The organism is Alteromonas stellipolaris, assembly GCF_001562115.1.
GTDB lineage: Bacteria > Pseudomonadota > Gammaproteobacteria > Enterobacterales > Alteromonadaceae > Alteromonas > Alteromonas stellipolaris.
On record NZ_CP013927.1, the window covers coordinates 115,645 to 138,995 of the forward strand.

27 protein-coding genes and 3 pseudogenes are annotated in these 23,351 nt (G+C 42.5%); 23 read left to right on the forward strand and 7 right to left on the reverse strand.

Translation table 11 applies throughout. The features are described from left to right. Positions 1-102: 102 nt before the first annotated feature. The 18 genes from AVL57_RS20285 to AVL57_RS20370 all read left to right on the forward strand — a co-directional run bounded on the left by AVL57_RS20285 (position 103) and on the right by AVL57_RS20370 (position 16,279). Complete coding sequence (locus AVL57_RS20285) at positions 103-630, forward strand: DUF411 domain-containing protein (RefSeq protein WP_061093709.1); 528 nt, start codon at positions 103-105, stop codon at positions 628-630. Continuing rightward, positions 630-1,988, forward strand: coding sequence for a TolC family protein (locus AVL57_RS20290; RefSeq protein ID WP_061093710.1), 1,359 nt, complete (start codon positions 630-632; stop codon positions 1,986-1,988). The genes AVL57_RS20285 and AVL57_RS20290 overlap by 1 nt, the downstream gene beginning before the upstream one ends. Next, positions 1,988-3,586, forward strand: a complete 1,599-nt coding sequence (locus AVL57_RS20295; protein ID WP_082759604.1) for an efflux RND transporter periplasmic adaptor subunit — start codon at positions 1,988-1,990, stop codon at positions 3,584-3,586. The genes AVL57_RS20290 and AVL57_RS20295 overlap by 1 nt, the downstream gene beginning before the upstream one ends. Then, positions 3,586-6,723, forward strand: a complete 3,138-nt coding sequence (locus AVL57_RS20300) for an efflux RND transporter permease subunit (protein WP_061093711.1) — start codon at positions 3,586-3,588, stop codon at positions 6,721-6,723. The genes AVL57_RS20295 and AVL57_RS20300 overlap by 1 nt, the downstream gene beginning before the upstream one ends. A gap of 77 nt (positions 6,724-6,800) precedes the next feature. Then, positions 6,801-7,172 carry a copper resistance CopC family protein gene (locus AVL57_RS20305; RefSeq protein ID WP_312038642.1) on the forward strand — a complete coding sequence of 124 codons (372 nt, stop codon included), beginning with the start codon at positions 6,801-6,803 and terminating at the stop codon, positions 7,170-7,172. Between the two features lie 12 nt (positions 7,173-7,184). Then, entirely contained in the window at positions 7,185-8,114 is a 930-nt protein-coding gene (locus AVL57_RS20310; RefSeq protein ID WP_061093712.1) for a CopD family protein, read from the forward strand. Positions 8,115-8,162: 48 nt separating this feature from the next. Next, a complete protein-coding gene (locus AVL57_RS20315) occupies positions 8,163-8,648 on the forward strand; it encodes a YybH family protein (RefSeq protein WP_208858309.1) in 486 nt (161 codons plus the stop codon). 211 nt (positions 8,649-8,859) lie between these two features. Beyond that, positions 8,860-9,216, forward strand: coding sequence for a hypothetical protein (locus tag AVL57_RS20320; protein WP_061093713.1), 357 nt, complete (start codon positions 8,860-8,862; stop codon positions 9,214-9,216). A 378-nt stretch (positions 9,217-9,594) separates the two neighbouring features. Then, positions 9,595-10,023, forward strand: coding sequence for a MerR family transcriptional regulator (locus AVL57_RS20325; protein ID WP_061093714.1), 429 nt, complete (start codon positions 9,595-9,597; stop codon positions 10,021-10,023). Positions 10,024-10,067: 44 nt separating this feature from the next. Beyond that, positions 10,068-12,443: a heavy metal translocating P-type ATPase gene (locus AVL57_RS20330; protein ID WP_082759608.1), complete on the forward strand. Its 2,376-nt coding sequence runs from the start codon at positions 10,068-10,070 to the stop codon at positions 12,441-12,443. Positions 12,444-12,455: 12 nt separating this feature from the next. Beyond that, entirely contained in the window at positions 12,456-12,809 is a 354-nt protein-coding gene (locus AVL57_RS20335) for a cupredoxin domain-containing protein (protein ID WP_082759611.1), read from the forward strand. An 82-nt stretch (positions 12,810-12,891) separates the two neighbouring features. Next, positions 12,892-13,179 carry a YHS domain-containing protein gene (locus AVL57_RS20340; protein WP_061093716.1) on the forward strand — a complete coding sequence of 96 codons (288 nt, stop codon included), beginning with the start codon at positions 12,892-12,894 and terminating at the stop codon, positions 13,177-13,179. Further along, positions 13,176-13,436, forward strand: coding sequence for a DUF5676 family membrane protein (locus AVL57_RS20345; protein ID WP_208805580.1), 261 nt, complete (start codon positions 13,176-13,178; stop codon positions 13,434-13,436). The genes AVL57_RS20340 and AVL57_RS20345 overlap by 4 nt, the downstream gene beginning before the upstream one ends. 42 nt (positions 13,437-13,478) lie before the next feature. After that, positions 13,479-14,126, forward strand: coding sequence for a methyltransferase family protein (locus AVL57_RS20350; protein ID WP_061093717.1), 648 nt, complete (start codon positions 13,479-13,481; stop codon positions 14,124-14,126). A 42-nt stretch (positions 14,127-14,168) separates the two neighbouring features. Further along, entirely contained in the window at positions 14,169-14,537 is a 369-nt protein-coding gene (locus AVL57_RS20355) for a hypothetical protein (protein WP_061093718.1), read from the forward strand. A 557-nt stretch (positions 14,538-15,094) separates the two neighbouring features. After that, positions 15,095-15,478 (forward strand): hypothetical protein, encoded by a 384-nt coding sequence (locus tag AVL57_RS20360; protein ID WP_061093719.1) that lies wholly within the window; start codon positions 15,095-15,097, stop codon positions 15,476-15,478. Between the two features lie 62 nt (positions 15,479-15,540). Further along, positions 15,541-16,098 (forward strand): hypothetical protein, encoded by a 558-nt coding sequence (locus tag AVL57_RS20365; protein ID WP_156454882.1) that lies wholly within the window; start codon positions 15,541-15,543, stop codon positions 16,096-16,098. Then, positions 16,070-16,279: a hypothetical protein gene (locus AVL57_RS20370; protein WP_061093721.1), complete on the forward strand. Its 210-nt coding sequence runs from the start codon at positions 16,070-16,072 to the stop codon at positions 16,277-16,279. The genes AVL57_RS20365 and AVL57_RS20370 overlap by 29 nt, the downstream gene beginning before the upstream one ends. Before the next feature lie 23 nt (positions 16,280-16,302). Here the strand turns inward: AVL57_RS20370 and AVL57_RS20375 are convergent. Next, a pseudogene (locus tag AVL57_RS20375) lies at positions 16,303-17,112 on the reverse strand (IS3 family transposase); the annotation flags it as partial. A 68-nt stretch (positions 17,113-17,180) separates the two neighbouring features. On the opposite strand from AVL57_RS20375, the gene AVL57_RS20380 reads away from it, so the two are divergent. The 5 genes and pseudogenes from AVL57_RS20380 to AVL57_RS20395 form a co-directional block, all read left to right on the forward strand. Further along, a complete protein-coding gene (locus AVL57_RS20380) occupies positions 17,181-17,621 on the forward strand; it encodes a hypothetical protein (protein WP_312038628.1) in 441 nt (146 codons plus the stop codon). Between the two features lie 58 nt (positions 17,622-17,679). Then, the gene (locus AVL57_RS20385) at positions 17,680-18,060 is read left to right on the forward strand and encodes an EamA family transporter (RefSeq protein ID WP_061093724.1); all 381 of its coding nucleotides are present in this window, start codon (positions 17,680-17,682) and stop codon (positions 18,058-18,060) included. Between the two features lie 332 nt (positions 18,061-18,392). After that, positions 18,393-18,548, forward strand: a complete 156-nt coding sequence (locus AVL57_RS21260; RefSeq protein ID WP_156454883.1) for a hypothetical protein — start codon at positions 18,393-18,395, stop codon at positions 18,546-18,548. 269 nt (positions 18,549-18,817) lie between these two features. Then, positions 18,818-19,633: a formyltransferase family protein gene (locus tag AVL57_RS20390; protein WP_061093725.1), complete on the forward strand. Its 816-nt coding sequence runs from the start codon at positions 18,818-18,820 to the stop codon at positions 19,631-19,633. A 526-nt stretch (positions 19,634-20,159) separates the two neighbouring features. Then, positions 20,160-20,572, forward strand: a pseudogene (locus AVL57_RS20395) (DDE-type integrase/transposase/recombinase); the annotation flags it as partial. A gap of 72 nt (positions 20,573-20,644) precedes the next feature. On the opposite strand, the gene AVL57_RS20400 reads toward AVL57_RS20395, so the two are convergent. The 6 genes and pseudogenes from AVL57_RS20400 to AVL57_RS20420 all read right to left on the reverse strand — a co-directional run bounded on the left by AVL57_RS20400 (position 20,645) and on the right by AVL57_RS20420 (position 23,338). Continuing rightward, positions 20,645-21,106 carry a hypothetical protein gene (locus AVL57_RS20400; RefSeq protein WP_312038646.1) on the reverse strand — a complete coding sequence of 154 codons (462 nt, stop codon included), beginning with the start codon at positions 21,104-21,106 and terminating at the stop codon, positions 20,645-20,647. 4 nt (positions 21,107-21,110) lie between these two features. Next, positions 21,111-21,257 (reverse strand): hypothetical protein, encoded by a 147-nt coding sequence (locus tag AVL57_RS21265; protein WP_156454884.1) that lies wholly within the window; start codon positions 21,255-21,257, stop codon positions 21,111-21,113. 81 nt (positions 21,258-21,338) lie between these two features. After that, positions 21,339-21,521 (reverse strand): rhodanese-like domain-containing protein, encoded by a 183-nt coding sequence (locus AVL57_RS20405; RefSeq protein ID WP_312038629.1) that lies wholly within the window; start codon positions 21,519-21,521, stop codon positions 21,339-21,341. 47 nt (positions 21,522-21,568) lie between these two features. Further along, a pseudogene (locus tag AVL57_RS20410) lies at positions 21,569-21,835 on the reverse strand (MBL fold metallo-hydrolase); the annotation flags it as partial. A 220-nt stretch (positions 21,836-22,055) separates the two neighbouring features. Next, positions 22,056-22,793, reverse strand: a complete 738-nt coding sequence (locus tag AVL57_RS20415) for a MauE/DoxX family redox-associated membrane protein (protein WP_061093727.1) — start codon at positions 22,791-22,793, stop codon at positions 22,056-22,058. A gap of 35 nt (positions 22,794-22,828) precedes the next feature. Continuing rightward, positions 22,829-23,338 carry a DUF305 domain-containing protein gene (locus AVL57_RS20420; protein WP_061093728.1) on the reverse strand — a complete coding sequence of 170 codons (510 nt, stop codon included), beginning with the start codon at positions 23,336-23,338 and terminating at the stop codon, positions 22,829-22,831. Positions 23,339-23,351: the final 13 nt, after the last annotated feature.

The window sequence follows — 23,351 nt, forward strand, 5'->3', positions numbered from 1 at the left end:
TCCCGTTTTTTAATAACAACTTTGTGAAAATAACCTTTTGTAAGCTACTACGGTGTTTTCGCTTAATCATACTAAACACAATTCATTGAAGAGGAATTCACTATGAAATTTTCTATATTGTTACTAATGAAGGCAAGCATATTTGCATCGGTTTTGATAATGACTGCATGCTCAGACGCATCTGATATTGACACACTTGAAATAGCCACAAATGATTCAACACTGGCAACCCCCATTGAGCTGACTGTATTTAAAAGCAGGACATGCAACTGCTGCCAAAAATGGATAACTCATGCCGAAGAGAGCGGATTTGACATTTCGGCTAACAACATAACATATCTAAACGATCTAAAAGAAGACAAAGGCATTGCGCCTAACTATCGCTCTTGTCACACAGCAGAGTCAAAAGACGGTTACGTGTTTGAAGGACATGTACCTTCGAAATACATCAAACAATACCTAGCTAAAGTGCCTACGAATAGTATTGGCTTATCAGTGCCTGCTATGCCTGTTGGTTCGCCTGGAATGGAAATGGGAGAACGTTTTATGCCTTATCAAATCCTCCTTTTGCATGCCGACGGTAGCGCAACAGTTTACGCAGAGATAGCGACTTACGAGGAGCAATTTTGATGAAACCTTTCATAACTTTGATGTCAATAGCAACGTTTATATTAGTTGCTGCCCATGCTGTTGCTGCTGACTCAAGTATCTTAACCCTAGAAGAAGCTATAACGGCGGCCGTCAAACAAGACCCTTGGTTGAAGGGGAGCGAGTATAGTGAGGAAGCAATAATGGCAAACAGCGTTGCGGCATCTAGTTTACCTGACCCAGTTATGTCGATTGGCTTAGCGAACTTGCCTACCGATGGGTTTGCTTTTGACCAAGAGCCTATGACCCAGCTAAAAGCAGGCGTGTCGCAAATGTTTTCACGGGGAGATAGTTTGGATATCCGTCGTAAGCAACTGCAAGAGCTTGCCAAACAGCATCCAATAATGCGTCAAGATAGAATAGCTAAAACAACGCTGACAGTATCAATGAAGTGGTTAGAGATATTTCGCGCACAGCAAACTATTGCATTGATTGAGCAAGACCGAGCCTTGTTCGAACAGTTAGGCGAAATTGCACAAGCCAGTTACTCGTCCGCTGTCGGCAAAGTACGCCAGCAGGACATTGTGAGAGCGCAGCTCGAACTGACCAGACTTGAAGATAGACTTACCAAACTGCATTCTCAAAAAGAACAAGCAACAGCAGAACTATTAGAATGGTTGTTGGATGACCAGACTTGGTTTACAAATACGCAGCGTTACCAGCAACATGTTGACCTACCTGCAAAAGCACCAACAATCCCGCGCTTATATTTGAATGCCACGAAAGAGTTAGAAAACGGCAATATCCATATATTAGCAGAGTTGCTGAATAATCACCCCGCTGTGCTGGCAATAGAGCAAAAGATTGAAGCAAGTAATACCGGTATAGACTTAGCCAAACAGCAATACAAACCGCAATGGGGAGTTAATGCAAGTTATGCTTATCGCGAAGACGACCAGCTAGGGCGCAGCAGACCTGACTTTATCTCTGTTGGAGTAACTTTTGATGTTCCTCTGTTTACAGGCAATAAACAAGACCAAGAAGTGTCCGCGGCCATCAGTCAAACTGAGGCGATCAAAACTGAAAAAAGGCTCGCCCTAAGGTCACTACTATCGCAACTACAATCAGCCTATGCCGCTCACCGAAGACTGCAGCAACGAGAAGCCTTGTACCAAACCGATATATTAATACAAATGAGTGACCAAGCAGAGGCTTCATTAACCGCATATACCAACGATGACGGTGATTTTGCTGAAGTTGTTAGGGCGAGAATAGCTGATCTAAACGCCAGAATAGATGCTCTCAACATTGACGTAGACTTACTCAAGTCCCAATCACAATTAAACTACTTTTTTAGCGATGAGCCATCAATCGCCAATACTCGTTTCGGAGAGAAATAATGAAAAACACTAGCACGCTTGCCATAGGCTTGTTTGCAGGTGCAGTAATTACTGCGCTTGTTTATACCTACATGATGCCGACAAGCCACAACAGTCCTTCTGATAGTACCGTTGACGCGGACAAACCCTTGTATTGGGTCGCGCCAATGGATCCTAACTATAGAAGAGATACGCCTGGAAAGTCTCCGATGGGTATGGACCTGATCCCCGTTTATGACGACGGTGGTAACAATGCTGATAGTCCTGGAACGATAAAAATACATCCTAATGTGGAAAATAATTTGGGTGTAAGAACCGCTAAAGTTGAGAAAAAGGCCTTACATGTGCCCATCAGAACAGTGGGCTATGTGCAATACAACGAAGACACCCTCGTTCACATTCATCCTCGCGTAGAGGGGTGGATTGATAATCTTTACGTTAAAGCCGCCGGTGATTATGTTAAAAAAGGTGAGCCACTATACGCGCTTTATTCTCCTGAATTAGTCAACGCGCAAGAAGAGTATTTACTCGCACGCACTCGCAACAATAAGAATCTTATTGAGGCAGCATCATCGCGTTTAGAAGCCCTACAAATGCCGGCGTCAGCTATTAAAAAATTGAATAATACTGGTAAAGTGCAACACACAATTACCTTTACTGCCCCACAAACTGGTTTTGTAGATAATCTCAATGTTAGACAAGGTTTTTATGTAAAACCTGGTATCACTATTTTATCGATTGGTGCCTTAGACGAAGTATGGGTAGATGCTGAAATATTTGAACGTCAATCTAATCTGATTGAAGAAGGGTTAGCCGTAACGATGACCTTAGAGTATTTACCAGGCAAAGAATGGCAAGGGCAAGTCGACTACGTTTACCCAACGCTCGACGAAAAAACAAGAACATTGAAAGCACGTCTAAGGTTTGAAAATCCAGACTACTTCTTAAAACCAAACATGTTTGCTCAAGTGACCATTCATTCTGACTTAGACGATGAAAACTTACTGGTTCCTACCGAAGCAGTTATACGCACAGGCACACAAGATAGAGTCGTGTTGGCATTAGGCGAGGGTCGTTTCAAATCAGTTGAAGTTGAAGTAGGCAATATTGTGAATGAATATACGGAAATTTTAGCGGGCTTGAATAACGATGATCGCATTGTCACCTCGGCGCAGTTCTTGTTGGACTCAGAAAGCAGTATTTCATCAGATTTCAAACGAATGGAAGAGCCAGATGCTGCGCCTACCATGGTGTGGACAACAGCAACCATAAACAGCGTAATGATAGAACACCGTATGGTTAATCTCGATCATGCAGAGATTGAAGATTGGGGCTGGCCTAGCATGACCATGGATTTCAATGTCGCAGATGACATTGATATTTCACAGTTATCTGCAGGGATGTCACTGCACCTCCAAATTACTAAGTTAGACACTGGTGACTACTTGGTCACTACCATCCATATTGTTGATGAAAATGGCAATATGATACAGATGGAAAACATGGATGATATGGACGGTATGCATGACATGCATAATATGAATGATATGGATAAGTCTGCCAAACCGGATACAACGAAAATGGAAGTCGATCACTCTAGCCATGGAGGACAACACTAATGATTGCAGCCATTATAAGATGGTCTGTTACCAATCGATTTTTTGTATTGCTTTTGGCATTAATTATCGTCGGTGGCGGTCTTGTTACGGTAAAAAATACGCCTGTGGACGCACTTCCTGATTTGTCAGATGTGCAGGTCATCATAAAAACAAGTTACCCTGGACAAGCACCACAGGTTGTCGAAGATCAAGTTACCTACCCACTAACCACCGCAATGTTATCGGTTCCTGGGGCTAAAACGGTGCGCGGCTATTCATTTTTTGGTGATTCTTACGTTTACATTATCTTCGATGATGATACCGATCTGTATTGGGCACGAAGCCGAGTACTCGAGTATTTGTCCCAAGTTGCACCTAATTTACCTGATAACGCAAGACCGCAGTTAGGGCCTGACGCGACCGGTGTAGGCTGGGTGTATTTGTATGCTCTGATTGATAAAACCGGCCAACACGATATTAGTCAATTGCGCAGTTTACAGGATTGGTTTTTAAAATTTGAGTTACAAACAGTATCCGGTGTTTCGGAAGTATCCGCCATTGGCGGCATGGTCAAGCAGTATCAAGTTCGCGTTGATCCTGAAAAACTAAGGGCGTATGGCATACCCTTATCGCACATACAAATGGCAATTAAGCGAGGTAATCAAGAGGTCGGTGCATCAGTTATTGAAATGGCCGAAGCTGAATACATGGTTCGAGCAACAGGTTATATCGAGAACAAAAGTGACATAGAGTTGATCCCACTTGGTGTCAATGACAATGGAACACCACTTTTAATAAAGGACATTGCCGATGTACAAATTGGCCCACAAATGCGCCGCGGTATAGCCGAGCTTAATGGCGAGGGCGAAACCGTGGGTGGTATTGTTGTCATGCGCTATGGCGAAAATGCACAGAAAACGATTGATGGCGTTAAAGCAAAACTCGAGGAACTCAAAAAAGGGCTTCCTGATGGTGTTGAAGTTGTCACTGTCTACGATCGTTCAGCCTTAATAGAGCGTGCTGTTAACAATCTAGGCTTTAAACTCTTAGAAGAGTTCGCGGTAGTGGCGCTTGTATGTGTGGCTTTCCTATTTCATGTGCGGTCGTCACTCGTGGCAATAGTGAGTTTACCGGTAGGTATCTTAGCGGCATTTATTGTGATGTATTTTCAAGGTATCAACGCGAATATTATGTCTCTAGGAGGTATCGCGATTGCCATTGGGGCCATGATTGACGGTGCTATTGTCATGATTGAGAATATGCACAAACACATGGAGCGCACGCCACTTACGAAAGAAAACCGTTGGCAGATTGTAGTGGACTCGGCTACAGAAGTAGGGCCTGCACTGTTCTTTAGTCTACTTATTATAACGGTAAGTTTTGTGCCTGTGTTTACCCTCGAAGCGCAAGAAGGGAGAATGTTTGCACCACTGGCCTTTACTAAAACGTACGCGATGGCTGCATCGGCTGCACTAGCGATTACGCTTGTGCCTGTGTTGATGGGGTATTTTATAAGAGGCAAAGTACTCGCAGAGCACAAAAACCCAGTGAACAAGGGTTTATCGTGGTTGTATATGCCTTCACTCAAAACAGTTCTTCGTTTCCCTAAGCTAACGCTTTTAGGTGCATTAGTGGTCTTAGTGATTGGCTTTTGGCCAATTAATAAAATTGGTAGTGAGTTCATTCCACCATTGGATGAAGGTGACTTGATGTATATGCCAACCACGTATGCGGGGATATCTATTGGTAAAGCGCGTGAATTGTTACAACAAACCAATAAGTTGATCTACACCGTTCCAGAGGTGGAAACGGTGTTTGGCAAAGTGGGCAGAGCGGATACGGCAACTGATCCCGCACCTCTGACTATGATTGAAACCTTCATTCAATTGAAGCCTCATGATGAATGGCGCGAAGGGCTTACCACCAAAGACCTAATCAAAGAACTTGATGGTTTGATCGACTTTCCGGGTCTGACGAACGCCTGGGTAATGCCAATCAAAACCCGTATTGACATGCTAGCAACTGGTATCAAAACCCCTGTGGGAATAAAGATTGGCGGTCCCGAACTTACAGAAATACAAGGGATTGGGCAGCAAATTGAAACAATCTTAACGAAGGTTGATGGGACAGCTTCTGTTTATTCCGAACGCGTTGCAGGCGGTCGTTATGTGAAGGTCGATATTCAGCGCGAAAGAGCGGCACGATATGGCTTGAATATCGCTGATATTCAGTCGGTTGTGGCAAGCGCTGTAGGCGGCATGAATGTGACGCAAAGCGTTGAAGGGCTAGAGCGATACCCGGTTAACGTCCGCTACCCTCAGTCATATCGTTCGTCACCTCAAGCATTATCCCTATTGCCAATAATAACGCCACAGGGTAAACGCATCGCTCTGGCAGATGTTGCCGATGTGTACATTGAAGATGGGCCTCCAGGCATAAAAAGTGAAAACGCGCGCTTAAATGGTTGGGTATTTGTCGATATTGATGGCGTAGACATTGGCACCTATGTAGTGGCCGCCCAAAAAGCGGTAAGCGATCAATTGGTATTGCCAGCAGGTTACTCAATCACGTGGTCAGGTCAATACGAATATATGCAGCGAGCCAAAGAGAAACTGACTTATGTGGTACCACTCACGCTAGCTATCATTATTATTCTGCTGTATTTGAATTTTAGAAACGTGACTGAGGTTGCCATTATTATGGGTACATTGCCCTTAGCCATGGTGGGGAGTATTTGGTTGATGTATCTCGAAGGATTTAACTTCTCTGTTGCAGTCGGCGTTGGGTTCATTGCACTAGCAGGTGTCGCGGTTGAAATAGGCGTCATTATGCTCGTGTATCTCAACCAAGAGTACAACGCGCTACTTGAGCGTTGCCGAGAGGACAACACCAAACCAAGTGATGCTGAATTGACAGAAGCAGTGTTGCATGGCGCTGGACTTCGAGTTAGACCTGTGATGATGACAGCGATGGCCATTATTCTGGGCCTATTACCTATATTGTATGGAACCGGCACAGGTGCAGAAGTTATGAGTCGCATTGCCGCACCGATGGTAGGAGGCATGATGAGTGCTGTGTTACTTACCTTGCTGGTATTGCCCGCTATTTATTTGCTGTGGAAAAGGAGGCAAATACACAAATTAGATGACAACTTTTAACCCTTAAATTTAAACAATAACTAAGTGAGAAAAAAATGAAAAAATATATCGCAATAATATTCGCAGCAATGACCAGCATGTCTGTTTTAGCGCATACAGGACTAACATCATCTATGCCTGCTAACAATGCCATGTTGATGAAAAGTCCTGAAGTGATAGAAGTGACGTTTGGTAATCCTGTTCGTTTGGTGAGCTTATCTATCGCTAATACTAAAGGAGAGCCTATCGAAACAGCGTTCAAACCAAGCATGGAGGCAAGTGGCACCTTTTCCTACAATTTGCCTATGTTAATGCCAAGTACCTACAAAGTATCTTGGACAATCATGGGTGATGATGGGCATAAAATGAAGGGAGACTTTTCGTTTATGGTCCATGCAATGGACAAAATGAAAGGGATGAAAGATATGAAATACAAAAAGATGGATCACTCAGAGCATAACAACCATTAACAGGGAACTATCATGACACCAGAAATTTGGACAACATTACTCATATTGAATAAATTCCTGGTGTATTTAGGCATAGCGGCGGCCATTGGTGGTTTTTCAATGATGCTTTTATTTACGCACCTCGATGCTCTACCAACTCGCTACTATGTTGTTAGACAATGGCAAACAAGCATTAGCCAGTATGGTGTTTTATTTATTACTGTTGGATTGATCGCTAACATTTTTGACTTTTTCGTGCAAGTGGGAAACATGTCCGAAACAGGTTTAAAAGGAATGACTGAACCCATTATGCTTAATATGCTTTGGGTTAGCTCAGTTGGCACATTGACCCTTGTTAGAGCAATAGCGTTTGTCTTAGCAGCAGCTATGATGATTTATATATTAAGGCTAACTAATCCTCTGAATAGTAAGACCGAGTTAGTTTTATTTGGGCTCTTTGCTCTTATAGTAATATTGCTGCTCAGCGCTTCATTTACCCTTTCTGGACATACCAATACGCTTGGGTTTGGAAGTATCGCCCTTATTACCCTGCATGTTGTGGTGGCCTTTGCATGGCTTGGTTCCCTCTTGCCATTGATAAATGCATGTACCTCCTTTAACAGAAACGAACTTTATGTATTGATGGACAGGTTTGGTCGTTTTGCGTCATGGGGAGTGACTATATTGCTGATTGTCGGTTCAGGAATGTTGGTGCAGCTATTGCCAAACATCGATGCGCTTTTTTATAGCCCCTATGGTCAACTTTTCATGCTCAAAATTTCCGGCGTTTTGATGCTGCTCGTCTTTGCGTTCGCGCATAAGTTTTTTCTCGTACCTCACATAGTACAAAAAGAAAATGGACACATAAAATTAAGACATTCTATATTTGCTGAAGCGTGTGTAGGTCTGCTCGTATTAATCACTACTAGCGTTGTCACAACAGCAGTTGGGCCACCGATGTAATCGGGTGCCACTGTTAACTTATTAATTTATTTATTAAAGGTCATATATATGAAACACATTATTCAACCCAAGCTCCTTACAATTTTCACTCTTATTCTGTTGAGTGGGTCAGTATTTTCTCATGAAAATGACGCGGATAAAGATACAAAATCGACGATGTTCACTGGTCTTGAAACGTCAGCTGGCAAGACTGTGTTAGCGTTTCATAAAGCTCTCGAAACCGGTGATGCGCAAACCGCCCGTGGTTTGCTTGCTGATGACGTATTGATACTCGAAGGAAAGGGCGTTGAAAGAAGCGCACAGGAGTATGCGAGTCATCATATGCTATCTGATATGAAATATTTAAAAGCAATGACAATTGAGTCTATTGAACACCATGTTACTCAATTCGATGTTGTAGCAATATCGATATCAAGAAGCAGCGTAAAAGGGACCTACAAAGATAAAAATATTGACCGAATAGGTAATGAAACGATTACGCTGAAGAAGCACGACGATAAATGGAAAATTACGCATATACATTGGTCCAATTGATTGTAGGTAACATGGTTCGTTACGCTAGCTAGATATTTATCACGATGTTTTCATTACAAAAATGTAATTGAATGGTAATGCAATTGCCGTAAATCATTGATGTAGATCATGTAAGTTGACAGCCACCTCAGTATGCTTGCTTTCGCGATGTATAAGATTTTTACAACGTACACTTAACGAAATTTTTATCAGCATTAGCGAGGAAAGGTTCATGAAAAATAGCACTAAAATACTAACGGTATTAACAGTTTCTTTATTCTTTTTAGGAGGCTGTGCAAGTCAAATTTATCATGATTACATCATGAGCGGTCAGGTTGTATCAACCAACGGAAACGAGTTGGTAGTTTGCGTTTCGAATACTAACAATCTGCAAGTGGATAAGATCTTTAGCGTCTATCGCGCTGTTTATGATGAAAGCGTGATCACAGAAGGTGAATCAGGTTACTCCAGAGAGTATGTGGGGAAAGTAAGATTAGGAGGCATAAAAAATGAGCATTTTGCTGACGCCACTATCGTAAGTGGGAATGTTCTTGCAAATGATATCGTTGAGTTTGAACCTAAATCGTAAAGTTCATCTGCGCGAGTAACGGAGTGCTCTAAATGCTTTTTAATGAGGTTGCAATCACGTCGACATTGATAGTTGGTTGGGTTTTGTAGCAAGCGGATCAGGCCGTCGAATCAGTGGTGTGCCACCGTAACTCCTCTAGCATCTTGTTTATTGGTAAAACGTAAAAACAAAGTTTCTGATGATTGGTTCAAGCCTCCGGTTCAATAATCCTTTCAGAAATTTGAGTGCTAGTGGTTGTTTGGTCGATGTCAGCACCATAAGGTTAAAAATAAATATTGACCTGTGAGCAACTCACAGGTTTATCCTGCAGCAACAGTACCTAAGACAAGCATTATTTCTTGAATTGGAGATGTAAACAAAGTTCAAAAGGAGCCTGATATGCAAGTGACAGAATTAGCTGACACATTCCGCATAAAAAAAGACACCGTCCGATATTACACGAGGATTGGCTTACTTCGTCCATCAAAGGCATTGAAGAATGGTTATAAATTCTATGATAGGTCTGAACAAAGTCGTCTTCGATTCATTCTAAGCGCCCGCGATTTAGGCTTCTCCATTGGTGATATAGCAAAAATCTTTTCCGAGTCGGATGAAGGTAAAACACCTTGCCCAACGGTTAGAGTGTTAATTGAAAAAAGGCTGCAGGAAACGGAACAACGATTTATTGAAATGGCCAAGCTGCGAGACCGAATGCAGGACGCAGTCAAGACATGGGAAAAAATGCCGGACAAAGCGCCCTGTAATAATGTTGTCTGCCATTTGATTGAAGATTTCGGGCTTATGCAAAATGAAAAACAGAACCAGTAATCTATATAAATAAAAACACTTAACCGTTTTAAATGGAGGGTTTAATGAGTAAAACAAACAATGCCGAGAGTGAAGCTAAACACTCATGCTGCAGCAATAAAAAAGACCCCAGCGGAGAAGTCACACCTAATAAAGACGAGATTCAGCAAGGTAAGGTTGACGCGCTTAACAGTGTTAACGCCGCTGAAACAGAAGAACACCAATTAATTATTGATGGTGCTAGTTGTGCTAGCTGCGTGACTAAAATTGAAAAAGCACTGCGCGCTGTTAAGGGCGTGAAAAGTGCAGATATGAACTTCGCACAACGCAGTGTAATTGTTACTGGCAACGTTAAGGACGCGAGCCTAATTACGGCAGTTGAAATTGCTGGGTATAACGCAAAAGTGGATACCAGTGGTTCAGAAGAAGAAGCGCTAGACGAAAAAGAAAAAGCCGATTGGCAGTATTATAAAAAGCTCATGCGAGACATGACTATTGCGCTGTTACTCGGTGTACCACTGATGATATATGGCCTCATGATAGGCGAGATGACGGTCAATACCACAGGTGAGCGAATTGGATGGTTAGCGGTTGGTTTGGCAACACTTGGCGTGATGTACTTCTCAGGCAAGCATTTCTATATTGGCGCGTGGAATTCGTTAAAAAATCATTCAGCCAATATGGATACGCTCATTGCACTTGGGACGGGCACCGCATGGGTATATTCGATGGTGGTCGTTGCCGTTCCAGAACTATTGCCGCAAATGGCGCGTCATGTCTATTTTGAAGCGACCGCCATGATCATTGGTTTAATTAATCTAGGTTTAGCACTAGAGGTAAAAGCGCGTGGGAAAACCTCAGAAGCGATTAAACGACTAATTGGTTTGCAAGCCAAAACTGCAAGGGTGGTTAGAGACGGCAAAGATATTGATATCCCGATAGAAGATGTGTTGCTCAATGACTTAATTAGGGTGCGTCCAGGTGAAAAAATATCCGTTGATGGCTTAGTAGTTGAAGGGCATACGGCGGTTGATGAATCCATGTTAACGGGTGAGCCTATGCCCGTTGAGAAAAGTGATGGAGACAAAGTGGTGGCTGGCACCATTAACAAGTCTGGTTCAGTTGTATTTAAAGCGACGCGTGTAGGCAAAGATACTGCGCTTGCGCAAATCATCAATATGGTTAAAAGAGCGCAGAATTCTAAACCACCAATAGGGCGTTTAGCGGATGTGATTTCAGCGTACTTTGTCCCGGTAATTATGATTATCGCGGTGCTTAGTGCACTAGCATGGCTAAATTTTGGCCCCTCGTCAGCAGTCGCATTTGCGATTGTGTCGGCAACCACAGTGCTGATCATCGCTTGCCCTTGTGCGCTGGGATTGGCTACACCCATGTCGGTAATGGTTGGGGTGGGTAAAGCTGCAGAAGCTGGCGTGTTGATCCGAAACGGTGAAGCGCTGCAAACAGCGTCAAAAATAACCACCATGATCCTTGATAAGACGGGCACCATCACCGAAGGTGCTCCAAAGGTTACCGACCTATTATTAGCTGAGGGGCAAATTAGACAGCATGTATTAATGCTTGCTGCGAGTATTGAAGCGGGCTCTGAGCATCCTCTGGCAATGGCCATTTTAGAAAGCGCTAAAGAACAAGGTATTGAAGCGCGTAGAGTTAGTGCTTTTGCTTCAATTGCTGGTAAAGGCGTAGAAGCGGTACTTGATGACAGTCAGCTGTTGTTTGGTAACGAAAAGCTAATGAAAGAACGCAGCATAGACATTCGAGCGTTCATAGACAGAGCTCAAACACTTGCCGAAGAGGCTAAAACCCCGATGTACTTTGCTATTAACAATAAAATAGCTGCCGTAATAGCGGTCGCTGACCCCATTAAAACAGACTCGATCGAGGCCATTAAACGCCTTCAGAGTAATGGGATCCGCATTGTTATGTTAACTGGCGATAACCGCTTAACGGCAAAAGCCATTGCGAGCAAAGTAGGGATCACAGAATTTGTCGCTGAAGTCATGCCAGAGGATAAAGCGAACAAAGTCGCCCAATTGCAGAAAGAGGGCGAAATAGTCGGCATGACCGGCGACGGTATTAATGATGCGCCTGCTTTGGCACACGCCAATGTTGGTTTCGCCATCGGCACTGGCACTGATGTCGCCATTGAGAGCGCTGATATCACCCTTATGCGCGGTTCATTGCATGGCTTAGCCGATGCTATTGCTGTGAGCAAAGCGACTTTAACAAACATCAAACAAAATCTGTTTGGCGCATTCATTTACAACGTGGCAGGTGTGCCGATAGCGGCCGGTATTTTATATCCATTCTTTGGTTTGTTATTAAGCCCCATAATAGCTGGCGCTGCTATGGCATTTTCGTCATTAACGGTAGTAACTAATGCCAATCGTCTGCGCTTTTTTAAAGCAAAAGATCACTAGGAGGTTTGAATTATGTTGTGGATAAATTTAGCAGGAGCAGCACTTATCGCGCTTATTGTGTGGTGGTTTTGGATATATAAATCCGCCAGTGTCGCCATACAAGATGGCGCGATTGAAATATTAGTTAAAGATGGCGTTTATCAACCCTCGAAAATAAGGCTGCCAGCCAATCAAAAAGCAATGCTCACATTTACGAGGGTAGATTCATCCCCTTGCTCTGAGTCTTTACAAATCCCAGATTTGGATATCAATGCAAGCTTGACCTTAAACAAAAAAGTGACTGTATCGATACCGCCCACAGAGCCGGGACAGCACGCTTTTCACTGCCAAATGAAAATGTATGTGGGTGAGTTGATTTTCGAATGAGTCGAGGAATATAAGCATTCTTCAATTCTATAAACAGTAAAAGAACTGAGCCCAATTGCTCAACTTAACTAGGAGGTGATAAATGGACGGCGTATTTTCATTTTTGTTATTTGCGGTTTTCTTCTACCTGATGATGCGTTTGGGTTGTGGATCACATATGTCACATGGTTATCATAAAGATACAAGTTCGAACAAAGTGGAACCCATCATAGATCCGGTTTGCCACAAAGTTGTGGAGCCAGAACAAGGATACGGGAAACTGCACGAGGGGGAGCTTTATCGCTTTTGCTCGAAGCACTGTCTTGACGAGTTTGACCAACAACCCGAAAAGTATATCGATAAACTTAACAATGCAGGAGCGATATCGTGACCCATAAAATATCATTAATGGCCTTTGGTCATGCAAGTAGTCTGTTTATCAGCATCAGTTTTGTCCTTTGCGTCGCGTTTGGCTTGTTGTTTCCACAAAGCGCCATGTATGACGTTTGGTTAAAGTTGTTGCCAGGCGTTGAATGGCTTAGCTGGCAAAGTTTCTTTTTAGGGCTCGTAGAGAGCTATATGTACGGCTGGTTTATCACCCTTATTTGGGTGCCGTTGTATAATTTTTTTGGTAGCAAAGCGAAATAGCAGCAATGCGTGTTTTGACTATCTACTAGTGGAGATAGATTTATGAACGAACCGATAGCACATTCAGGTATATGGATTTTAGCGCTGATCATGATAGTCGTTGCGTCTTGGTACCTATATAAGTATATGGCACCCTCATCTTGGCACGAGTGGGCAGGGGCGGGCGTAGTACAAGCTTTTATCATTGCCTTGTATGCCGAAATGTATGGTTTTCCATTGACCATTTACCTCTTGGCACGTTTTGGAGGTCTGGATAGAACTGAGCTTAGTGCCAATTTGTGGTCGTCTCTTTTAGGTGTGGGAGAGACTGGCATGATGATCTCAATGGTCTTGGGATACATTTTATTATTCTTGGGTATTGGCCTGTTTTTTCAAGGTTGGCGCCAAGTTTATAAAGCGCGACAAGAGAAAAAATTAGTGACAGATGGCTTGTACGCGTTGGCAAGACATCCCCAATATACAGGCTTGTGTATTGCGCTATTTGGCGAAGGCGTTGTGCATTGGCCTACTTTATTTTCAGTGGCACTCTTTCCAATAATTGTTTTTATTTATTATCGTCTGTCTTTGCGCGAAGAGAAAAAAGTGATTGCTGAATTTGGGGGAGAATATTTGGCTTACAAAGCACATGTGCCAATGTTTATTCCGCGCATAGAGCAATGGAAGTCATTTATTAAGCAAGCCAAAATATAACTAGTAGATTTTAAGTGCAATGGAAAAAGGAGAAAACATCTTATGAGCGACTTAGAACACAGAGTCGGTGTATCAGAGGCGAACCTAGTGCTTCGCCACCTTAAATTGACGAACATTGATGACACTAAAATCAGCGCTATTATTCGCGATATCGATGCCGCGTTTGGTGTCGACGCTGTTTCTTTTGAAGGTCATAAACAGACCTTACATATAGGCTATGACGTAACCCATTGTGAACTTGACGGTATTGAAAACATAGTGAAGCTAAACGGCGGCGATATATCTCATGATTGGTGGACGAATTTTAAAGAAGGTTATTATCAATTTGTCGATGAAAACATCAGGGAAAATGCAAAGCACAAGCCGTGGAGTTGTCATTCTTCGCCACCGGGTAGTCGAAAAAAACGTTAGTTCACCGTAAATGATGGTGTCAAAAATCGACTTGAGAGTGGGACAGTCGAGCAGGATTTTCTGGCTGGGCAAGCACTAGTATACGAAATACTTCGTGGTTGCACGACCATAGCCGCAAATTTAATTCAACGAAATGATCCAACAATGGTCGACAGTAATCGACCACTGCAGCACACAATTTTAATGTTCGGCCCATACATGGAATCAAAGCATTAAACAAAATTTAGTTTCCTTACCAACTCGCGTTCGCGTGCTCATAGTCAAAAATTGACGCCTAAATTATGCCAAATGAACTCAATCTATTTGTGATTTTTATGTCCAGTCTAGCCAGAGAAATATTTGTGCTGGTTCATATTTGAAATGAGGAAAAATTTAAGTAAGTAAATGGTTTTATTACGAAAATGTAATCATCTTGTAATCTACTTATTTGAAAAGATTGATCCAAATCAAGAAGTGGGAAACCCATACCAATAGGATACAACCTATATTAAATACGCAGCTAAGTGATTAAAAAATATTACGTTAATTAATCGCAAAAAATAGAGTGGGAAAATGCTATGCGGATGGTTAAAACAATACAATTAGTGACTTTTTGTTCGGCTGCTATCGTCTGGCAAACGCCAGCGCATGCGGCACAATCCAATGATCGATTCGTCTTTGTTGGATACGGAGATGTAAAATATGAAACTGCCGATGTCGCGGGTACTGACAGTTTTTCAACGCGCTTTGTACCAATCTTTTTGTTTAACCTAAATGACAAGATGCATGTAGAGGCGGAACTTGAAGTAAGTATCAATGAAAATGGTGAGACCCAAACCGAACTTGAATATGCTGATATCCATTATTTTGTGAACAACAATACAACAATACAACGATTACAGCGGGGAAATTTCTATTACCGTTTGGCCAATTTAGTGCCAACTGGCATCCCAGTTGGATAAATCGCAGCATATGGACTCCTGGAATATATGGTGCACACGGCTCTAGTCAAGCAATGGATCCTATGTTGCCGATTTTGAGCGATATTGGTATTGCAGCACAACAAGTCTATCAAGTGGGTTCAGCCAAGGTTTTTCTGGATGTCTTTATGACAAATGGGCCTAGTTCTGAAACATCTCATGATGAAGAGGAAGTTGATGACGACCACAATATCGCCCTTGCTCGTTTGTCTTCACCTGCTAACTCATTAGATCCGGATACAGACGGGGATGAACACACAGAAACTTTTCCTGAAGTGGAATTCGAAGCGACAAGCTCAGACAACAATAGTAACAAGGCGTTTGGTGGTCGGCTTGCCGTTGCGTTACTCCCTTCAATTGAAATCGGCACTTCCTATTACCAAGGTGCGTATGACGAAAACAGCCAGTTAGATATTAAAGCAAATGGTGTTGACATTAATTTCATCAGTACGCATCTGATGGTAAGAGGAGAGTATATTCGTACAAAAACGGAAGCGTTTATTGAGCAAGACCATGAGGAAGTTGTTAATTCACTTTCTCGCAATGGGTTGTTCTTGCAAGGGACATTTTTTATTGGTCACCATTATCAATGGGATTGGTAGTAGTGAAATTGTCATTGAGCATGCACAGACCAACAAGGTAGACGAGGCAAAGCGATGGATGCTTGGATTTAATTACTGGTTGGATCCTCGTTCGGTCATCAAGGTTGGTTATGAGGATACGGATGTTGCCGATGGTCCTGATGACAAACGCTTCGCTGTTCAATTCAGTTATGGCTTTTAGGAGGCTGAATCGACCAGACTTTACTAGACAGATTTTCGTTTGAATTTTTCTAGCTTTTCATAAGCCAGTGGAGGCATATTATTCGCTTCGCCATGCTTGCGTCTAGAGTTATAAAACATTTCGATGTAATCGAATATGTCGGCTCTTGCATGTTCACGTGTTGTATAAATTTTTCTCTTTATTCGTTCTCTCTTGAGTAGCTGGAAGAAGCTCTCTGCGACGGCATTGTCGTGGCAGTTTCCTCGACGACTCATGCTGGCCTTGAGATTATGCTCTGTTAAGAAGTCACTCCACTCATAGCCTGTAAATTGACTTCCTTGATCTGAATGTATAAGCACCTGCTTTTTGGGTTTTCGTCGCCATACTGCTGCTAGCAGTGCCTGAGTAACGAGTTCTGATTCCATACGAGAACTCATCGACCAACCAACCACAGCGCGAGAGTATAAGTCTAAAACGACGGCAAGGTAGAGCCAGCCTTCATGAGTGCGGATGTAGGTAATGTCAGTGACCCAGTATCTGTTCGGTTTAGCTACCGTAAATTGCCTATCAAGCACGTTATCGGCAACAACAGCAGGCTTTCCACTGTAATGCCCTTTATGCTTTTTATAACCGACTTGTGCCTTTATACCTTCTAATTTCATCAGTTTAGCTACACGATGTTTGCTGCAAGCTTCACCTAAATCTTTAAGGTCACTCGTGACTTTTCTATACCCATAGACACAGCCACTTTCTAGCCAAGAATGCTTAATTAACCCCATCAGGCGCTCGTCTTCTAACTGTCGCTTTGGTCGCTTTTTTAACACCGAAATAGTGCGTTGCGCAACGAACGAAGTATATAACTAAATTGACAAAACATGATTTTTTACATGAACCGCTCTCAGGAGCAAAAATAGAGGAAAATATGATGAAAACACTTACTTCATTGCTATTAGCAGGAATATTAGTTGCCGCACCCATCACGGTAACTCAGGCACATCAGCATTCTGATAAGGCCGCAATGCCAATGATGGATGCTCAGATGATGGAAAAAATGCAAATTCATTTAGATGAAATGCGTAATGTATTGGATGCCGTCAAAAAAGAAACCGACCCAAATAAACGAGATGCCATGTTGTCTGAGCACGCACAAAAGATGCAAAACATGATGACCATGATGCATGGTGCGGACTCTAAAAAATCAAAGGACGAAAAAGGAATGGAGCAGATGCACAGCGACATGTCGACGAAAGATAAAATGGCCATGATGGAAAACCGTATGTCGATGATGGAGGAGATGATGGTTCAAATGATGGGGCATACCGCGGAAAAGTCTAAATCGATGCATAAACATAAGAAGAACTAGTCAGCACAGCGTTAGGCAGGAGCAACGCTCCTGTCTAACATAATTAATCGCAAATAAAGTGGATATTTATTATGCCATGGGCTTTCAACTGTTGATTGGTGCCATACCATTAGGAATTTTTAGTTTTTATCAGTCATACATGACCAATACAAGCGTGATTGACCCGATAGTCGAATCGATAGTGTATCCCAGTATTGTCACTTTGCTTGCGATACCCGGCACAGCGCTTCCATTTCTCATCTGGTTTTGGTTAATGGACAAAGCACCTTTGTATCATCTTAATATGTACAGTTTTTTAACGCCGGTATTTGGGCTGTATCTGGGTTGGTATTACTTTGATGAGACCTTAACTTTTTGGCAATGGACAGGTATTGTCATTATCGCTTTGTCTGTTGGCTATATTTCTTTTAATTCAAATACCACGCGTGCACTAAACTGACACTTGCATTATTACCCGTCGCGTTATAGCCCCATAGATCCCGTAAAAAATTTGGTAGCACAGCAATCCAATTGGAATGCTCGACATGCTCAAAACATCGAGCCATCATCCACGGCTTTGGGGTAATTCAGCTTGTCAAAAGGCAATCAATAGTGCAACAGGCTTATGGCAAGAATGTCAGTAAATTTCATTATTCCCTCTAATCGCTCATGCTAATAATGACGGCAATGTAATTAAAATGTAATCCACATGCAATGAACTCAGGAATCAAATCACTTACTTTACGCTCTCATTGTAAATCTAGCTTCACTATTAAATTTAAGGAATTAACTTTGGAAATTGCGAATAACATTTCAAAAAGCATCGACATAAAGACTGAAACGACTAAAGAAACAGACCCAAAAACAGAAGATGGCGAGAACTGCGGCAAACAGCAGTTTGAAGAGGTTTTAAGCAAACTACAAGACAGTAAATCTGATAAGACTTGATGTACGCAAGAAAAATAAGCCTTTGTGGCTAGTTTTGTTAACAGCACAAAATATCATTCGCGTTCCGTAAGTAAAAATGACGTTGTTTTCAATATTTAGTTTTTAAGCAAAACATTGTTCGTTAGCACAAAGCTATTCTGTCGCAGTCATTAGGGAAGTTGCATGCAAGTAGCCAGTGAGCGCAAAGGTTTTATTTTATATCGATACGGCTTTATACCTAGGTTTAATAAAAGCTTTCATCGTGTTTATTCTGATTGGCGGAAAGCATCATGAAAATTGTGTATTTTGGGAATAACTTGTTCTCGTCATGCTTAAAATATTTACTTGATGAAGGCCATCAAATACTGCGTGTTTATAAGAACCAACCTGAACATGGTGCTTCAACCATAACAGGCTTATGTTCTCATCATCAAATTCCCTTGGCTGAGGTTAAACCTACTTTAGATGACTTGAACAAGCTTATTTTACTAGGGGCCGAGATGTTCATTGTTGCAGAATATTTGCACACATTGCCATCTACTGACGTTAAGTATGCAATCAATCTTCATCCTACTTTGCTGCCAAAAGGAAGAGGACCAACGCCTCTGCCTTACTTAATGAACCACCCAACAATATCGGGGCTCACGCTTCATAAAATATCGGATGTTGTTGACGCAGGCGACATCATTATGCAATTGAAGGTGCCAGTATCGACTGACGAATCTATAACGACCTTGATGGTTAAAATGCACATCGAGTCGCTAAACCTAATTAAAACGTTTTTCACTAATGTTGATAAATATTACGATTCAGCTAAGCCTCAAGTCGATCATTCTTACTGGCCGCGCATTGATATATTTGAAAGAGCGGTAGATTGGAATTTACCCGCCAGTCGCATCAAATTATTGTCTCGTCGCTTTGGTTTTTTTGGGGTAGTCGTAAAACTAGACAATGTCTTATTTAATGTAAGTCATATTGAGGCTGAAGAATATGATCATTCTTATTTACCAGGAAACGTCATTTTGGACGATAAATGCCTATTAGTCGTAAGCTGTTTAGATGGTATTGTGTGTTTGCATAAAGCATCCATATCTGAATTGATATAGTGGTTTCAACGTAGCTTATTATAAGCTTATGACCCAGCAATTTAGTCACCCCTAGGCATTGGCATTATCCACACTTCCTCAAAATATTACAGCATCGGTTGTATTCAATAATACTGCTTCAGCGTTTCATTTATTCAATAATATCGAAGGCATGCGCGTGGTGTTATGCAGTAATTGTATAAATCATCATTATTTTACACCACTTTTACAGCGCTATAAGCGTCTCCCAAAATTCGAAGCGACTCAGTAAATTTACTCTGACGGATATGCCTACGGCTCTTTCACTAAAAGCAGACGGTCGAGTCATTCTTTAATTAATGACAGAAAGTGACATTGCTGACATTAGTTTACGCTGATTTTTAGCTCCTGGTTCGACGAGGAAATGATGTGGACTTTTAATCAATAGTCGCTTTTCAATTGTTCTGCCCCCTTGTTTCCGACCAAGATCGGTTGCATACAGCTAATGGCAATCTGTCGCCGATTAACTATGAAATGTCTTTAAAGAAGAAGTCCGGTTGGAGTTGACCAGAAAAACCTTTGGCGGGCTGTGGTTCAAGACGGTGAAGTTTTAGATGTTTACCTTCAGACAAAAAGGGATAGCGCCGCTGTCAAACGCTTTTTTCGCCGATCATTGAAGCGCCATGGCGAGGAGCCAAGGAAGAATGTGAAGGACAAATTATGGAGCTATGTTGTTGCTCATCGGGAGTTGATCCCAGGGACACTGCACAGCAATAACGAATCGGAAAATAACAGCGGCAAGAAATCGCACAAATCGACCAAGATGAGGGAGCGTGTGTTATGCGGAAATTTAAGTCTACTTCTCAAGCCCAACGATTTTTGATGGCTCATGAAACGGTTTCAAATTTGTTTAATCAGGGCCGCCACTTGACCCGAGTCGAAACATATCGTCACCTAAGGGAATGTGCGTTTGCTGAATAGCGACGAGCCGTAGAATGACACTCAAGCCTACATTTAGTGCGACTTCAAAAGTTTACTTGGCAATACCTGTTTCTACGATGTCCCAACCGACAGCTGGCGAACAAACCAGAGGATCAGCGGTGGCAGAATCAACCACTGCAAAATCGGCAGCAACCCCGTACCTAGTATAGGTAGCTCCGGCATGTTTGGCGCGTACTGCCAGCGGTCCAATACGTCGGTTGCCAGCCACTCCATGAAAGTCGTGATGACCAGCCCGGTAGCCAGATAAGTTAACGCCGGAGTAACGGCCATCTGATGGATCCAATCTCTGGATCGAGCGATCACGACGGCGCTCCAGTAAGCCAACACGCTTATCACACCATCGCCTATACTCGCTTGAGTGCACGTTCGAACGACGCTCATGTAGTCCAGTGTTTTCAGCCCCTCGTAGAAAGGCATTTGCCACATCTCCCAGACGAAATTGAAGAGAAAGGAAATGAGCAAGAAATTCGCTTCCGGATTCCGGACCGCGCGACTAATCCAAAGTTGACCCATCACTCTATTTTTCCTTCGAACGCAAGTACTTCCAAGGTGCGGCAATCGACAAAATCAAAACGCCAATAATCAATAGATAAACCAATCCCATACGCACCATCATCCCCATATTTATATCGCTTATCATAGTTCTGTCCTCTCCTGTTGACATTCCGTAAGACCACTAAAAGGGCCCCGTCTGCGTGCAACGCGTTGCTATCGCACAGACACATAACTATGTTTATGTGAAAATTTAGTCGGGCTTATTACAAGGTAGTCCGGCAGCCTGCAAATCGTCAAAGCCAGCTTTCGACGCAAAAGCTGCAATATAGCCCATTTGTCGTAATGTGGCTGCGGCTAACGAGGCACAACCACCGCTGGCACAATAGGTGACTATAGGCCGTTGATGGTCGCTTTCTTCGTCGGAAATTTTCATTTCCAATACACCACGCGGTATAGCGACGGCACCTCCCGAATAGTTTCAGATACACAGTCGGCCTTTGTCTGTTCGCCCATTACCGTGATGCAACCGGTCTTTTCCCGCAACTTCCTAAGACCGGTGATGTGATCCGCATGGGTATGAGTATCGATGGCTCGCACTAGTCGAGCATCGAGTTGTTCGACTAGTTTCAGATACATATCCACCTTGTCTATTACCGGGTCGATTAGCAACGCTTCGTGGCCACTATCGCTAGCCAAGAGATAGCTATAAGTGCTCGATTCAGAATCAAAAAATTGGCGAAATAACATGTTTATCTCCCATTCGTATTTAGTTTGTAAACAACAGTAGTCAGTGCAGTATCTAAAAATATTTGCAATTGCACACTTAATCCATACATGGGTAACTCCTATATATTGGCTGAACCAATATCGATAATAAAAAGCAGCCTTATTGGTAAAGGTAAAGTAATGTTTAATTTATCGTTGTATTTAAAATTACTCTGTACGTTAACGTTCTTAATATGAACTTTCAAAGAGCTGAGTACAACATCCATGCACCAGCTCCAATCATGAACAGATTTTCCGTGAGGGAAACAAACCCAAGTGGCACGTCGCTATCGCCGCCAACGCACGCGCACTTTAGCTCTCGTTTGTCGATATACACTGCTTTAAATACTGATATTGCGCCCACCGTTCCAATGAAAAGGGACACAGGTCCTACAATAAATCCAGATATCGACGCTAGCATGCCAATACCAGCGAACGCCTCCGCAAACGGATAGACATAGGCATATCTGATGTTGCGCATGGCTAACAAATCATAGGTAATAAATGAATTTGAAAAGGTGTATAGGTCGCGCAATTTTTGAATGGCCAATATGGTCATACTATAGGCAACGAACAACTCAACGACGTTTATTAAGTTAACGCCGGAGGTGTATGCAAAACTAGTGGCTAAGCTCATTAAAAAGGCAACTGCAAAAATGGCTAGTACGGGCGTATAGGTAGTGCCGGTTTGACCTGCCGGCTCCATGCCAAAATAATCTCTCAAATCGTCATAACCGCCAATTTTATTGTCGTCGATGAAAGTTTGAGGTGTGGTTTTAACATTATGTTTTTTCTTAAACTCGTCAGTTTCTTCTCGCGAGGTCAACTTATGGTCTTCTACTTCAAAGCCTTTTCTTTCGAGAAGGTCTTTTGAGCGTAATCCATAAGGGCAAATATGCTCACTGGTGTGCATTCGATAAAGCGTTGCTGTTTTTTTCATCTTATCGTCCTTATATCAATCTAGTTAACTATCGATTATTGTCCGCTAAATTCTGGGACAGCTCTTTTAGTGGCGTCATCGGCTGATGTCGCAATGCCATTTTTCTCAATATCCTCAAGCAGCCATTTCATTTCTTTAATTTCACGTTCTTGTGCACTGATGATCTCGTTTGCCAATTTCTTAACGCGAGGGTCTTCGATGTTTGCTCTGCCGCTGGTCAATATGGCGATAGAGTGGTGCGGTATCATGGCTTTCATCCACGAGGAGTCTGCAACTGTCGTTTGAGAACGAACTAAGAATAGCGAGATAGCGAATACTGCCGCACTACCCAATAATATTAGTGTGTTTTTTGCCTTGCTTTCATACATGTTCAACATAAATAACAGCATGATAATTGCCATCATGGCGCCCATGTATATCGCCATATACAAACGTGTTTCACTAAAGAAAACATGGTCAAATTCAAAGGTGTTGAAATACATCATGAGCAGCATTGCTGCAGTTGAGGTAAAAATCATTGCAAAAAATTTAGTGTACTTAGTCATAATAGGTCCTATT